Origin of the sequence: Euzebya rosea, from assembly GCF_003073135.1 — a bacterium.
GTDB lineage: Bacteria > Actinomycetota > Nitriliruptoria > Euzebyales > Euzebyaceae > Euzebya > Euzebya rosea.
In genome coordinates, this window is the sequence record NZ_PGDQ01000004.1 from 21116 (window position 1) to 35326 (window position 14211).

The window sequence follows — 14211 nt, forward strand, 5'->3', positions numbered from 1 at the left end:
TCCACGACCCGACCGAACTGCACGAAGGACCCCCGATGCCCTCCCCCACCCCCGACATCCCGCCGCACATCGACCTGGGCGAGCTGGAGCTCCAGCTGCGGTCGATGGATTCCGCGTTGCCCTCCGACCCGCGCGGTCCGGGGCGGGTCCGGCAGACCGCGGCCGAGCTGGTGGCGCCGGGCAAGGGGATCCTGGCTGCTGACGAGAGCAACTCAACCGCCGACGCACGCCTGGCCGCGTTCGGGGCCTCGACCGGTCCGGAGGGCCGCCGCGCCTACCGGCAGATGCTCCTGGCCGCCGACGGGCTGTCGGCGCACGTCAGCGGTGTGATCCTCTACGACGAGACCCTGCGTCAGCAGGCCGACGACGGGACGCCGTTCGCGACCCTCCTGGCCAGCCGCGGGATCATGCCCGGGGTCAAGGTGGACACGGGGACCGCCCCCCTCGCCGGCCGGTCGGGTGAGACGATCACCAAGGGCCTGGACGGCTTGCGCACCAGGTTGGCCGAGTACGTCGAGCTGGGCGTCCGCTTCGCCAAGTGGCGCGCGACGTTCCGCGTCGACAGGGGACCCTCGGACGCATGCCTGGCGGCGAACGTGACCGCCATGGCCCAGTACGCGGCGCTGTGCCAGGAGGCGGGCGTCGTGCCCATGGTCGAGCCGGAGGTGTTGATGAGCGGCGCCCACGGACTGGCCGCGGTCGAGGACGCGTCGACCCGGATCCTGCATGCCCTCTACGGCGCGTTGTTCGTCCAGGGGGTGGACCTGGCGGGAACCCTGCTCAAGGTGAACATGGCGGTCCCCGGCCAGTCCAGCACTGAGCAGCCGTCACCGGTGGAGGTGGCGGAGGCCACGCTGCGGATGCTGCGACGCACCGTCCCCGTCTCCGTGCCGGGGGTAGTGTTCCTGTCCGGCGGCCAGTCGGCGGGCGACGCGACGGTGCGACTGGACGCGATCAGCCGTGCCGCGGCCGAGGCCGGTACCCCGTGGACGCTGTCGTTCTCCTACTCCCGGGCGCTGCAGGAGACGGTGCTGACCATCTGGTCGGGCCAGTCCGAGAACGTCGTGGCTGCCCAGCGACAGCTCGTGCACCGCGCCGCCTGCAACGGGGCCGCCTCGACCGGGTCCTACGACCCCGTGATGGAGGCGGAGGGCGCGCTCGCAGGGGCACGCTGACCCGCCGTCAGCCGGGGATCGTGACCAGGACGATGGTGCCCTTGCCCTCGGCGGAGCGGATCTGCAGGTCGGCGTCGATCAGGTCGGCTCGCTCCCGCATGCCCGACAGCCCGTAGCTGGCCCGCTCACCGGCGCCGTCGGCGCCATCGGAGCGGAAGCCGCGCCCGTCGTCCCGGACCTCCAGCTCGACGGCTGAGCCCGTTGCGGACAACGTCAGCCAGACGTGGTCCGCCTCGGCGTGCTTCATGATGTTCTGCAGCGCCTCCTGGGCGATGCGGTACACCGCGATCTCCTGGTGGTCGGCGAGTTCGACCTGCTCATCGATCGCCAGCTCCACGTCGACGCCGGGCAGGGTCCGCGCCAGGCTCTCCAGCCCCGCCGCCAGGCCGAGGTCGTCGAGGACGGTCGGCCGCAGGCCTGCGATCGCCACACGAGTCTCGTCCAGAGCTGCGGCGGCGAGGGCCCGTGCCGCCAGCACCTGCTGACCTGCGAACACCGGGTCGACTGGCCCGCCGCCGGTCAGGGCGTCCGCGGCCGCGGACAGGTGGAAGGACAGGCCGACCAGACGCTGGCTGATGCCGTCGTGGATGTCGCCTGCCAGCCGACGGCGCTCCGACTCCTGCACGGCCAGTAGGCGCTCGGCGAACCGCTCCCTGGCGCGCTCACGGCGGGCCAGGGAGCGGTGCAGGCTGGCGTTGTCGATCGCGCCGGCCATCAGGTTGGCGATCGTCCGCAGCAACTGCAGCTCGGACTCGCTGAAGTCCCGACGCATGGTGCTGTGGACGTTGAGCACGCCGACCAGGCGCTCCGGGCCGGCGATCATGGGGACCGACACCAGTGACGTGTAGTCGTCCCCACGCAGTTCCGGGATGTACCGGTACCGCGGGTCCGCGCGCTTGTCCTCGGCGATCAGGACCGGCCGGCCGTGCTTGGCGACCCATCCGGCGACGCCGTCACCGACCGCGAGCTCGATGGTGCCGACATGCCGGTCGAAGGGCGGGGTCGCACCGACCAGGGTCAGGCGCTGTCGCTCGGCGTCCAGCAGGTGGACGAAGCACACGTCGGTCGCGGTCGCCTCGGTGATGACCCCGGCGACGCGTTGGACCAGCGCGCCCATGTCCAGACCTGCGGTGATGACGTCGATGATCCGCTGGAGCAGGGTGCGTTCGCGCTCGGCGTCGGCCATGCCCAGTCCACCCGGCGGGATGGTCCAGCCGCTGCCCTGGCTCAGGTCCGGCATCGGACCGTGCTCGGCATGAGCGTCAATGGAACAGGCCTTCCCGCAGCGCCATTGCGACGGCTTCGGTTCGGTCGGCGACGCCCATCTTGCGGTAGACGGAGCGGGTGTGGCTCTTGACGGTCTCCTCGGTGATGTGCAGCGTCGCGCCCACCGCCCGGTTCGAGCGCCCGCTGACCACGAGCGCCAGCACCTCGCTCTCGCGCTGCGTCAGGCCCAGGTGCGCCCCCGGCCAGAACTCCCCGCGGTGGATCCGTGCCGCCGAGGCAGCGACCCGACCGGCCAACGTCGGGTCGATCACGATCTCGCCCTCCTGCACGTGGGCCAGGTGCCGCAGCAGCTCGTCGGCGTCGACGCGCTTCAGTAGGAAACCCGACGCACCGGTCCGCAGCGCCTGGAACAGGTACTGCTCGTCGTCGTAGACCGTCAGGAAGACGATGCGGCACTCGGGGCTGACCCCCCGCATCTCGGCAGCCAGGTCCAGGCCGCTCTCGCCTCGCAGCCGCACGTCGAGCAGGACGATGTCGGGGGTGGTCTCCTGGAGCGCGACCAGCGCCTCGTCCCGGCTGCTGGCCTCGCCGACGATGGCGACCTCGTCGTGGCGGCTGAGCATGGCCTTGAGCCCGTCGATGACCATCTGGTGGTCGTCGACGAGCAGCAGGCGTATCGGCTCGGCCATGGCGGCGTGACTCTACGGGCGGCTCGCGGGCCGCTGCAACGTCCTCATCCGGTGTGGACCGCGTCCACGACAAGGCGCGGATGCAGGGGTGAGGCCACGAAGGATCGGGTCCGCCATCCGCCTGGCACCCGCAGCGGGTGTCGCTGGAGCGAGCCCCAGGTGACGCTCGTGACGACCATGCAGCACTGGTCCGTCGTGACGATGTCCTCCAAGGTCATCGGCGCCCCCGGGCTGTGGCCGGCGTCGATCAGACGGTCGCGCTCGACGTCGCTCTGGGGTGCGAGCCGCGCCTGCATCCCCCCGCCGAGCACCCGGACCGCGCAGGCCGTGATGACGCCCTCCGGTGCACCTCCCACGCCCATGAGGGCATCGGCCCGCCCGTCCGGCGCCAGCACCTCCAGCGCGCCGGCGACGTCGCCGTCGGGGATCAGGGACACGGCGGCACCCGTGGCACGGATCCTCGAGATCAGCTCGACGTGCCGCGCCTTGTCCAGGACCACCGTTCGCAGCTCGTGCACCGCCTTGCCCGTCGCCGTGGCGATCACCGCCAGGTTCTCCTCCACCGGGCGGGAGATGTCGATCACGTCCCGCGCCGCCGGGCCGACGACGAGCTTGTCCATGTACCAGGCCTCCCCCGACCCCCACAGGGTGCCCGACGGTGCGGCCGCGACGACGGTGATCGCCCCGTCGGTGTCCCGGGCGCACGCCTTGGTGTTCTCGAGGGGGTCGATCGCCAGGTCGACCGCGGGTGCCCCCCCGAGACCGACGACCTCCCCCCGGTACAGCATCGGGGCGTCGTCCTTCTCGCCTTCGCCGATGACGACCGTCGCAGTCCCCGGCAGCTGCGCGAACGCCTGTCGCAGGGCGCTGACCGCGGCCTGGTCCGCGGCGTTCGCATCCCCCCGTCCGATCCACGGCTGGCAGGCCAGGGCCGCGTGCTGGGTCGCTCGCAGCAGGTGGGGGACGACGGTGTCGATGGCCACCTCCTGGACGTTGGGCGGGTCGAGGCTGACGGTTCTCATGCGGCGGCCACATCCTCGGGCGCCGATGTGCCCTCGCCTGCGGCCTGACGGAGCTCGGCGATCCCTGCCGTGTAGCCGTCGGGATGGCGGATGATCGCGCTGCCGGCCACGAAGGACCGTGCGCCGGCCCCTCGCGCACGCATGATCGTCTCGGCCGAGATGCCGCCGTCCACCTCCAGCCTGATGGTTCGGTCGCTGCGGTCGAGCTCGCGGCGCAGGTGGCTCGTCTTGGCTTCCATCTCCGCGAGATAGCGCTGACCGCCGTAGCCCGGGTTCACCGTCATCACCAGCACATGGTCCAGCAGGCCCAGAACCTGCGAGACGGCCTGCGGGGGCGTCCCGGGGTTCAGCGCCACACCGACGCGAGCGTCGAGATCGGCGATGGCCCCGAGCGTGCGGTGCAGATGGGTGCAGGCCTCGGCGTGGACGGTCACGAGAGCACAGCCCGCCTCGACCCACCGGTGCAGGCTGCCGGCCGGTTCGTCCACCATCAGGTGCGCCTCGAAGGGCAGGGACGTGTGCGGACGCACCGACGCGATGACGTCCGGTCCGATCGTGAGGTTGGGGACGAACCTGCCGTCCATCACATCCCAGTGGATCGCATCGGCTCCCGCTGCCTCCAGCGCGAGGACCTCCTCGGTCAGCCGGCCGAAGTCCGCGTTGAGGACGGAAGGGGCGATCCTGATTCGTGCCGCGGTCATGATCTCACCGTATGGGGCGGTCCACGCGCGGGCGTCCCCCCGAGGTGGGGAACCGGGGGTGAACCACGACGCGCTTCCCTTGTGTGCCCACCGGCCGGCTCGTAGGCTCCCGCAGCGATGCTGCCACCCTTCGTCGAGCCGGCGGCGGACTCGGTCGACGGGTTCGTCTGGATCGATGCTGCGCGCACGGTCGGGCTGCCCCAGGTGCTCGCCGACCCCCTTCGTCCCGCGGGGGCGCTGCTGCGTCAGCACCTGGATGCGCTCGACCAGATGCTCATCACGGTGATGGGCGAGCTCGGTGTCCTCCTCGGCGGTTCGGCCGGGGCGCTCGATCCGGCACAGAGCGATCGGCTGGACCGTCTGGAGGCCGCTATCGACCGGTTGGTCGGCGAGTACCGGGCTGGCCTCCTCACGGTCGGGGTGGTCGCCGACGTCCGTGGCGGCCAGATCTGCGGCACCGCCACCATCATCGGCCATCGCATCCGCGTGGTGCGAGGACGTGTGCCCTCCGCGCCCCTGTCCGGGCAGGTGGATGAGCCGGGCCTGGGCGTGGTGGCGGGCCTCGCCGAGATGTCCGATCCCGTGGCGGGTGCCCCCTGGTCGGGCCGACGGTGGATCGTGCGCACCCAGGACGGTCGTCGGCTTCCGGCGACGCTGGGGATGCTCCTGGGCGATTCGTCGGGGGTGGACCGCAAGGCGACGCTCGATGCCCACCGCGAGGCGCTGAAGGACATCACGGGTGTGGCGGGCGACGACCCGCGCGCCGCCGGGGCGCTGGAGCACCTCCTGCTGGACTGGCTGATGGCGCACCGCGAGGACCAGACCTCCATCGCCGTGGAGATCGCCAAGGGACGGATCGACGACGCGGCGATGATCGTGGACGCGGCCACGACGGCCGGATCGTTGCGGACGCTGGCGACCGGGCACTGACGCAGGGTCTGCGGCGCCCACCGCGGCTCTAGCGGCGGAAGGTCGCCGAGGGGGGTTCACCGAACCGCTGGCGGTAGGCCGTGGCGAAGCGTCCCGCGTTGCTGAACCCCCAGTCGCTGGCCACCATCGCGATGGTGACCCCGTCGCCAGGTCCGTAGCGCAGAAGGTCCTCGCGGGCGGCCTCGAGTCGTCGGTCCCTGACGTAGTTCATCGGTGTGGTGTCCAGCAGATCCCTGAAGGTGCTCTGGACCGCCCGTACCGAGACGCCTGCGGCACGGGCGATGTCTGCCATGGAGATCGGTTCGTCGAGGTGTGCCTCGATGTGGTCGACGGCGCGCCGCGCCACGCGGTTGCGGCGGACCCCCGGCATGCGCAGCAGCTCGACGGTGCAGCTCGACTGGTGGGTCACCAGGATCGTGGTCAGCACCAGTGACTCGAGCGGCTGCGCCTCGACCGGCACCTCGGCCCCCGGTTCCAGGAGCGCGATCTCACCGTGCAACAACGCCAGCGCCGACTGCCAGCGCTCTGCGGACAGCTCGGTCAGGTTCATCTTCTCGTCGAAGACCACCTCGTCGACGAAGGTCCGCCCCAGCAACGCGTCGAGGCCCCGCCGCAGGCCGTGCACCTCCAGGGACAGGATCATCAGCGGCCCTGCCCCGTCGGACTCGACCCGCACGGGCCGACGACGGGCGGGGAACCCGGCGGTCGTCGAGTCCAGCCAGGTCGAGGTGGTCCCGCTGCGGACCAGGACCGTCCCGTCGGTGGGCACGATGACCAGCTGGGCATCCTTGGGCAGCCGAGTCGCACGCAGGACCCAGGGCCGGTCGACCTCGAGGTAGGCCACCTTCACCCAGGTCATCTCCGCGAGGTACAGGCCCGCGCTGTGGCCCGGCACATCGGTCGCGGCATCGAAGCGACACCCCCCGAACAGGGTGGCGAGCGAGTGCCCAAGGGCGGCTGGGTCATCGCCGTGGTCGGCGACGAGGTAGCGGACGAACCCGTTCGGCAGGCCACGCCGCGGGGCCAGGGGGCGAACGGGGTGTGCCGTCTTCGCGATCTTGATCTTCTGCAGGTGTTGGAAGCCCATTGCGCTAATCGTCCCAACTGTACGTCAAACGTCTTTTCAAGCTTACCCAACTGAACTAGTTTGCGACTACAGACGGGCCAGCCAGCGTGGTTGGTCCAACGGAAGGAGGGCGTGGTGAGCACTGAGTCTTCGTTGGTGCGCTCGGATTCGTCAGAGCGGCAGCCGATAGATGCGTTGACCGACCGGCTCAACGATCCTGCGGTCGCCGCATCGTTGGGGTTGCTGCTGGACAACGTCGAGGCGTTGGCGGTCCTGGCCATGGGCGCGCAGGGCCTGCTCAACCGCGGCGACACGCTGGCCGACTCGTTGGCAGACGGCGTGCACATGCTCCGCGATGCATCCGCGGGCGCCGGCGTGGACATCGACGAGGCCAGGCAAGCCATGGCCTTCGGTCGACACGTCATGGGCCACGCGGGGGACATCGAGCACCTGCTCGAGTCGCGCATGCTCCGCCCGCAGGTGGTCGAGGTGCTGTCGATGGCCGCCGAGGCGCTGGTCGAAGGTCGTGCCGCCGCACGGGACGGCGAGCCGGAGATCACGGGCATCAGGTCGGCGTTGCGCGTGCTGAAGGATCCCGACGTCGCGAGGGGACTCGACTTCCTCATCAATGTCGCCCGCGCGCTGTCGACGCGCCTGTAGCCGCAGGACGGCGTAGACGACCATGCACGAACTCTCCATCGCCAGCGCCGTCGCGCGAGAGGTGACCGACCAGCTCGGTGACCAGACCGCGCAGGTCCGCACGGTCCGCCTCGACGTGGGCCGGCTGTCGGGGATCGTCACCGACGCGCTCGCCTACGGCTGGACCTTCGTCCGCCAGGACACCCCGCTGGCCGACGCCGATCTGGAGATCACGTCGGTCGATGTGACGATCCGCTGCCAGCCCTGCGGTAACGTCGCCCGGGCGGTCGGTTTCGAGGGATTCGTCTGCGTCGAGTGCGGCACCCCCAGCGCCGACTTCCTCAGCGGCACCGATCTGATGATCCGCGGTGTCGTGCTGACCGACAGCGTTCCCGCCGGGGCTACGCTATGAGCGCCCGGGCCGATGTCGACGCCCGCGAGGTGGCCCTCGAGCGGAAGGTTCTGGCCGCCAACGACGACGTAGCGATGCGGCTCCGGCAGCGCTTTGTCGCGGCGAGAACCGTGGCGATCAACATCCTCAGCTCCCCCGGCAGCGGGAAGACCACCCTCCTCACCGCGCTGCTCCGCGAGCTGGGCACGGTCGGCCTTGGTGCAGCTGCGCTGGTCGGTGATTGCGCGACCGACAACGACGCACGGCGGCTGGCCGCCAGCGGCGCTCCCGTGCTGCAGATCGTGACAGAGGGGATGTGCCACCTGGAGGCGGACATGATCGACGCCCACCTCGATCGTCTCGCGGTCGAGCAGGGTGCGCCGCTGGACGACCTGGACGTGCTGCTGCTGGAGAACGTCGGCAACCTCGTCTGCCCGGCTGGCTTCGACCTCGGCGAGACCGAGCGCTGGGTGCTGCTCAGCGTCAGCGAGGGCGAGGACAAGCCGCTGAAGTACCCGGCGGCCTTCGCCGGGGCCGATGTGGTCGTGATCAGCAAGATCGACCTCGCCGAGCCGTGCCGGTTCGACCGCGCGGCCGCTCACGACGCCATCCGACGGGTCGCACCGAGGGCGACCGTCATCGAGACCTCCTCCTTCACAGGTGAGGGACTGCAAGACCTGCTGCGGCGAGCCGCCGCTGCGACGCGACAAGAAGGGAGCTGACCGTGGCATCCGTCCTCTGGTTCCAAGGAGGGGCGTGCAGCGGCAACACGATGTCGTTCCTCAACGCTGAGGAGCCGTCTGTTGTCGATCTGATCGTCGACTTCGGGCTTGACCTCATCTGGCATCCGTCGCTGGGCATGGAGCTCGGCGACCAAGCCAAGAAGATCTTCGCCGACTGCGCCAGCGGTGCGCGGGACATGGACATCTTCGTCTTCGAGGGCACCGTCATCGAGGGGCCGAACGGCACCGGCATGATGCAGACGTTCGCCGACCGTCCCATGAAGGACTGGGTCGACGAGCTGGCCGCCGCGGCGTCGATCGTCGTCGCGATCGGTGACTGCGCCTGCTGGGGTGGCATCCCGGCGACCGACCCCAACCCGACCGACTCCACCGGCCTGCAGTTCCACAAGCGGGCCAAGGGCGGCTACCTGGGCGGCGACTTCGTCTCCAAGGCGGGCCTGCCGGTGATCAACATCCCGGGCTGCCCGGCACACCCGGACTGGATCACGCAGATCCTGGTCGCCCTGGCCACCGGTCGCGCCGGCGACCTCTCGCTGGACGAGCTGCATCGTCCTGAGACGTTCTTCAAGACCTTCACCCAGACCGGCTGCACCCGGGTGCAGTTCTTCGAGTACAAGCAGGACACGGCCTCGTTCGGCGAGGGCACCCGGACAGGCTGCCTGTTCTACGAGTTCGGGTGCCGCGGGCCGATGACGCACTCACCCTGCAACCGGATCCTGTGGAACCGGCAATCCTCCAAGACCCGTGCGGGCATGCCCTGCATCGGCTGTACGGAGCCGGAGTTCCCGCACTTCGACCTCGCGCCTGGGACGGTGTTCAAGACGCAGAAGATCAGCGGCGTCGTCCCGCGCGAGGTGCCGGAGGGGACCGATCACCTGACCTACATGGCCCACGCAGCTGCAGCGCGGATCGCCGCGCCGCAGTGGTCCAAGGAAGACATGTTCGTCGTCTGAGGACGGACCGGAAGGAACCAAGAGCATGAGCACGCTAGATCTGCACGTCAGCCCGCTGGGCCGCGTCGAGGGCGACCTGGACGTCCGCGTCACCATCGAGGACGGCCACGTCACCTCGGCGTGGACCGAGGCCGCGATGTTCCGTGGCTTCGAGATCATCCTGCGCGGCAAGGACCCGCAGGCCGGCCTGGTCGTCACACCCCGCATCTGCGGGATCTGCGGTGGCAGTCACCTGTACAAGTCCTGCTACGCGCTGGACACCGCCTGGGCGACCCACGTCCCCCCGAACGCCACGCGGGTGCGCAACATCGCTCAGGCATGCGAGACGCTGCAGTCTATCCCGCGCTACTTCTACGCGCTGTTCGCGATCGACCTGGTGAACAAGAACTACGCCAAGTCCTCGCTGTACGACGAGGCCGTCAGGCGCTTCGCACCCTACGTCGGCACGGCCTACCAGAAGGGCGTGACGCTCTCGAACAAGCCGGTGGAGGTCTACGCGATCTTCGGCGGCCAGTGGCCGCACAGCTCGTTCATGATTCCCGGCGGGGTCATGTGCGCGCCGAACCTGGCCGACGTCACGCGCTCCATCGCGATCCTGGAGCACTGGAAGGACAACTGGTTGGAGGCCGAGTGGCTCGGCTGCTCCATCGACCGGTGGCTGGAGAACAAGACGTGGAACGACGTCCTGGCATGGCTGGAGGAGTCTGAGGCGCACTACAACTCCGACTGCGGCTTCTTCATCCGCTTCTGCATGGACGTCGGCCTGGACACCTACGGACAGGGCTGCGGCAACTACATCGCGACCGGCACCTACTTCCAGCCCGAGCTGTACACCACCCCGACCATCGACGCTCGCAACGATGCGCTGATCAACCGATCGGGGGTCTACGCCGGCGGCGAGTTCCACACCTTCGACCATCTTCGCGTCGGTGAGGACGTCACCCACAGCTTCTTCCAGGGCAGCGGCGTGCTGCACCCCTGGGAGGGGCAGACGATCCCGCTCGACCCGGTCGAGGCCAGGAAGCAGGGCAAGTACTCGTGGGCGAAGTCGCCCCGGTACAACGTCGAGGGCAAGGGCTACATCCCGCTGGAGGCGGGCCCGCTGGCCCGACGGATGGCGGCGGCCGCACCCGGCGCGGGAGCGCACCAGGACGACGACCCGCTGTTCCTGGATATCATGAACACGATCGGGCCGTCGGTCATGACCCGGCAGCTCGCACGGATGCACGAGGGCCCGAAGTACTACAAGTGGACCCGGCAGTGGCTGGACGAGCTGGAGCTCGGCGAATCCTTCTACACCAAGCCGGTGGAGCACGCCGAGGGGCGCGGCTTCGGTTCGACCGAGGCAGCGCGCGGTGCGCTGTCGGACTGGATCGTGATCGAGGACAACAAGATCGCGAACTACCAGGTCGTCACCCCGACCGCCTGGAACATCGGCCCACGCGACGGAGAGGCCACGCTCGGCCCCATCGAGCAGGCCCTCGTCGGCGCACCGATCGTCGACCAGGACGACCCGGTGGAGCTCGGGCACGTCGCCCGGAGCTTCGACAGCTGCCTGGTCTGCACGGTGCACGCCTACGACGGCAAGACGGGCAAGGAGCTGTCCCGCTTCGTCATCAACGGCAACGGCTGAGGACGAGGATCCTGGCCCCCCACCCGCCGCCGCAGTCGACGACCGACACCTTGGTCGTCGGCTGCGGCAACCTGCTTCGAGGTGACGACGGCGTCGGCCCGATCGTGATCCGCGAGCTGTGGGAGGGGCTCGGCGGACTCGCGATCACCCCCGGAGGCGTGGAGCTGGTCGACGGAGGGACCGCTGGGATGGACGTCGCCTTCAAGATGCGCGGCGTCCGTCGGGTGATCGTGATCGACGCCGCGGCGACCGGTGCCGAACCCGGCACCGTCTTCGAGGTTCCCGGCCAGGCGCTGGAGGACCTGCCGCCGCTTGAGGGGCTCCACACCCACCTGTTCAGGTGGGATCACGCACTGGCGTTCGCGCGCTGGCTGCTGAAGGACGAGTATCCGACGGATATCACCGTCCTTCTGGTGGAGGCCGTCTCGGTGGGGCTGGGGGATCCGCTGTCGGAGCCCGCACGACGCGGCCTGGACATCGTCAAGCAGCGGATCATCGACGACGTGCTGGGCAGCGATTGGTCCCAGCCCGACCCCGCCGTGCTGCCGTGTCGGTGATGGCGACCGCGGAACCGGCCGACCTGGCCACGGCGTCGGTCGAGCGGGAGGACGGCCAGTGGGTCGTGTACCTGACGGTGCTGTTCCCCGACGGCGTGGTGCGGCGTCGCATCGGCCAGCACCGCACCGAGCACCTCGCCCGGATCGCGGCCACATGGATCGAACGCGCATCCAACCGGGACGTGTTGACCCCGGGCAACCAGCGGCCCCCGACGGAGGGACCAGCAACGACATGAGCACGATGACGACCTCGACCAGCAGCACGATCGCACGACCGCAGCCCCTGGGTGTGCTCCCGCTGCCCGCCGGCTACCTGGTCCTGCCGGATCTCGACCCCGCGCATCACGAGGTCCTGGCCGGACTGTGCCGTGGACAGATCCCCACCAGCTGGCCGCCGGCCCTCGAGACCCTGCGCCTGGCGCTCTCCGGTGATCTCGCGGCGGCAGCGGCCAGCCTCGACGGGGATGACTCACCCGTTGGGACGGTCAACCGACTGGTCCTGACGGGAGACCCGAACCTGCTGTCGCGGCTGGCGGGGCTGGACGGGGACCTGGCAGCCCACGTCCGGTTGGTCGCCTTCTCGCTGGGGCTGTCCGACGAGGTGCCGGATCCCTCCGGCCTCGACGGTGTCGTGGCCGCGTTGGCGCACGCGGCGGTGGCCGCCGCAGCGACCGCGGCCCACGAGCACGGTCACGCGGTCCTTGCGCTGGAGTCGGCCGTTGAGGCCGCGCGGCCCGAGAGCGAGGCGCTGACCGGCCAGTTGCTCGGTGCGCTGGCCGGCGCAATGCAGGACGCAGGTGCCGCGGCTGGCCGCGTCCTGCAGCGCTACGAGGAGGGACTGCGGCTGCTGGAGGCCAGCGACCTCCGTCTGGCGCAGGCCGAGCTGCACCTCGCCGCGGGGATGGTGGTGCAGGAGCTGGCGGGCGAGAACCGGGACGCCCTGGGCGCCGCGGTCAGGCACTACCAGGGTGCGCTCCGCCTCGCCGATCCGAGGGTCGCGCCGGAGCTGTTCGCCCAAGCCCACACCAACCTCGCGACGGCCTACCTGACGATGCCGATGCTCGAGGCCAGCGATCAGCTGCGGGTCGGCATCGCGGTCCGGTCGCTGCGCAAGGCACTGGAGATCCTCGACCCGGAGCGCCACTCGGCGCAGGTCGCGTCGGTGCGGCTGAACCTGGCCAACGCGCTGGTGTACCTGCCGTCGCAGGTCCAAGGGGACAACCTGGTGGAGGCCGTGGAGTTGTACGAGGAGGTTCTGGCCGAACGCGACGCCGACGCCGACCCTGCGGCCTACGCCAGGGCGGCAGCGAACCAGGGCAACGCGCTGGCTCACCTGGGCATGTTCGATCAGGCGACCGCGCGCCTGCACGAGGCCCGGGTCATCTTCGACCAGATCGGCGACTACGACGGGGTGGCCACCGTCCGCGAGGTGCTGGGGGAGATCGCCCGCCAGGTCGCGCGGGATGGGAAGCGTGCCGGATACATCGGTGCGCTGCCGCCAAAGCCCGAGGCCGGCGCGTCGGCGAGCCGTTACCCGACCGAGGAGATCCCGCAGCCGTGAGCACGACGACCGAGCGGGAGGTGGCCGCCGATCAGCCGACGCTGACGCGGCTCGCCGGCCGGGTCGACGCCGCGATGGCAGCCCTGTCGGGGCTGGACCACGACGCGCGTGCCGTGGCCAAGGAGGTCAAGGCCTCGCTGGAGGCGTTCCACGGCGAGGCGCTGCGCCGCGTCGTCCGACGCCTGAAGGACGACGACCGCGGACGAGAGCTGTTGATGGAGCTGGTCGATGACGACCTGGTCAGGGCGACGCTCGGGTTGCACGGGATCCTGCGCCCGCCTGTGCATGTGCAGGCCGAACGGGCCCTGGCAGGGGTGCGGCCTTACCTGGAGAGCCACGGCGGCGGGGTGAGCCTGGTCGAGATCACCGATGATGGCGTCGCCCGGGTCAGGCTGGAGGGCGCCTGCAACGGCTGCTCGATGTCAGCGCAGACGCTGACCAACGCCGTGCAGGTGGCGCTGGTCGAAGGTGTCCCCGAGATCGGCGGAATCGAGGTAGTGACCGAGCAGGCGGTGAACCTGATCAGCCCGGAGTCCCTCACCCGGCGACCGCAGCCTAGCGGGCCTGCGACGTCCGACGGGCCAGGGGCACCCGTCCGCGAGGCCGGGTCGGAGGCGGGATGGGTTCGCGGACCTGGGCTCCTGGAGATCGGCGACCCCGGAGCCACCATCGCGAGGACCGATCTCGGGGAGATCCTCGTGGTCCAAGATGGTGGCGTCGTCGCGGCTTACCGCAACCAGTGCGGTCATCTGGGTCTGTCCCTGGAGGATGCCGATGTCGGGGCAGGCAAGGTCATCTGCGCCCACCACGGCTACCGCTTCGACGTCGCGACCGGGGCCGGGCTGACCGAGCCCGGATCGGCGCTCAGCCCGATCCCCAGCCGGGTCGAGGGGGTCCACGTCTGGCTCCGGCCGGGTTCGTGAC

The 14211-nt window shown here is 70.3% G+C and carries 16 protein-coding genes; 11 read left to right on the top strand and 5 right to left on the bottom strand.

Going from position 1 to position 14211, the window contains the following annotated elements; translation table 11 throughout:
• Positions 1–35: 35 nt before the first annotated feature.
• Positions 36–1175: a class I fructose-bisphosphate aldolase gene (locus CUC05_RS05140; protein WP_205712138.1), complete on the top strand. Its 1140-nt coding sequence runs from the start codon at positions 36–38 to the stop codon at positions 1173–1175.
• A gap of 7 nt (positions 1176–1182) precedes the next feature.
• Here the strand turns inward: CUC05_RS05140 and CUC05_RS05145 are convergent, their stop codons facing one another.
• The 4 genes from CUC05_RS05145 to rpe are packed head-to-tail and all read right to left on the bottom strand — an operon-like array spanning position 1183 to position 4814.
• Positions 1183–2415, bottom strand: coding sequence for a GAF domain-containing sensor histidine kinase (locus CUC05_RS05145; protein ID WP_108665023.1), 1233 nt, complete (start codon positions 2413–2415; stop codon positions 1183–1185).
• Between the two features lie 22 nt (positions 2416–2437).
• Complete coding sequence (locus CUC05_RS05150) at positions 2438–3091, bottom strand: response regulator (protein ID WP_108665024.1); 654 nt, start codon at positions 3089–3091, stop codon at positions 2438–2440.
• Between the two features lie 44 nt (positions 3092–3135).
• On the bottom strand, positions 3136–4113 hold the full coding sequence (locus CUC05_RS05155; RefSeq protein ID WP_108665025.1) for a fructose-bisphosphatase class II family protein: 978 nt from the start codon (positions 4111–4113) through the stop codon (positions 3136–3138).
• A complete protein-coding gene (gene rpe, locus CUC05_RS05160; protein ID WP_108665026.1) occupies positions 4110–4814 on the bottom strand; it encodes a ribulose-phosphate 3-epimerase in 705 nt (234 codons plus the stop codon). The genes CUC05_RS05155 and rpe overlap by 4 nt, the downstream gene beginning before the upstream one ends.
• 117 nt (positions 4815–4931) lie before the next feature.
• On the opposite strand from rpe, the gene CUC05_RS05165 reads away from it, so the two are divergent.
• Positions 4932–5744, top strand: coding sequence for a hypothetical protein (locus CUC05_RS05165; protein ID WP_108665027.1), 813 nt, complete (start codon positions 4932–4934; stop codon positions 5742–5744).
• A 28-nt stretch (positions 5745–5772) separates the two neighbouring features.
• On the opposite strand, the gene CUC05_RS05170 is transcribed toward CUC05_RS05165, so the two are convergent.
• Positions 5773–6831, bottom strand: coding sequence for a helix-turn-helix transcriptional regulator (locus CUC05_RS05170; protein ID WP_108665028.1), 1059 nt, complete (start codon positions 6829–6831; stop codon positions 5773–5775).
• Between the two features lie 114 nt (positions 6832–6945).
• Between CUC05_RS05170 and CUC05_RS05175 the strand changes: the two genes are divergently transcribed.
• From CUC05_RS05175 to CUC05_RS05215, 9 genes are read left to right on the top strand one after another with little or no spacing between them, the layout of a single operon-like run.
• A complete protein-coding gene (locus tag CUC05_RS05175; RefSeq protein ID WP_157965222.1) occupies positions 6946–7470 on the top strand; it encodes a DUF1641 domain-containing protein in 525 nt (174 codons plus the stop codon).
• 22 nt (positions 7471–7492) lie between these two features.
• The gene (locus tag CUC05_RS05180) at positions 7493–7861 is read left to right on the top strand and encodes a hydrogenase maturation nickel metallochaperone HypA/HybF (RefSeq protein ID WP_108665030.1); all 369 of its coding nucleotides are present in this window, start codon (positions 7493–7495) and stop codon (positions 7859–7861) included.
• Positions 7858–8562 carry a hydrogenase nickel incorporation protein HypB gene (hypB, locus tag CUC05_RS05185; protein ID WP_108665031.1) on the top strand — a complete coding sequence of 235 codons (705 nt, stop codon included), beginning with the start codon at positions 7858–7860 and terminating at the stop codon, positions 8560–8562. Before CUC05_RS05180 ends, hypB begins: the two co-directional genes overlap by 4 nt.
• 2 nt (positions 8563–8564) lie before the next feature.
• On the top strand, positions 8565–9536 hold the full coding sequence (locus CUC05_RS05190; protein ID WP_108665032.1) for an NADH-quinone oxidoreductase subunit B family protein: 972 nt from the start codon (positions 8565–8567) through the stop codon (positions 9534–9536).
• A 25-nt stretch (positions 9537–9561) separates the two neighbouring features.
• Positions 9562–11169: a nickel-dependent hydrogenase large subunit gene (locus CUC05_RS05195; protein ID WP_108665033.1), complete on the top strand. Its 1608-nt coding sequence runs from the start codon at positions 9562–9564 to the stop codon at positions 11167–11169.
• 50 nt (positions 11170–11219) lie between these two features.
• Positions 11220–11726, top strand: a complete 507-nt coding sequence (locus CUC05_RS05200; RefSeq protein ID WP_205712139.1) for a hydrogenase maturation protease — start codon at positions 11220–11222, stop codon at positions 11724–11726.
• Positions 11726–11962 carry an AP2 domain-containing protein gene (locus tag CUC05_RS05205; protein ID WP_108665390.1) on the top strand — a complete coding sequence of 79 codons (237 nt, stop codon included), beginning with the start codon at positions 11726–11728 and terminating at the stop codon, positions 11960–11962. The genes CUC05_RS05200 and CUC05_RS05205 overlap by 1 nt, the downstream gene beginning before the upstream one ends.
• On the top strand, positions 11959–13287 hold the full coding sequence (locus CUC05_RS05210) for a tetratricopeptide repeat protein (protein WP_205712140.1): 1329 nt from the start codon (positions 11959–11961) through the stop codon (positions 13285–13287). The genes CUC05_RS05205 and CUC05_RS05210 overlap by 4 nt, the downstream gene beginning before the upstream one ends.
• Positions 13284–14210, top strand: a complete 927-nt coding sequence (locus tag CUC05_RS05215) for a NifU family protein (RefSeq protein ID WP_108665034.1) — start codon at positions 13284–13286, stop codon at positions 14208–14210. Before CUC05_RS05210 ends, CUC05_RS05215 begins: the two co-directional genes overlap by 4 nt.
• The last annotated feature ends 1 nt before the right edge of the window (position 14211 follow it).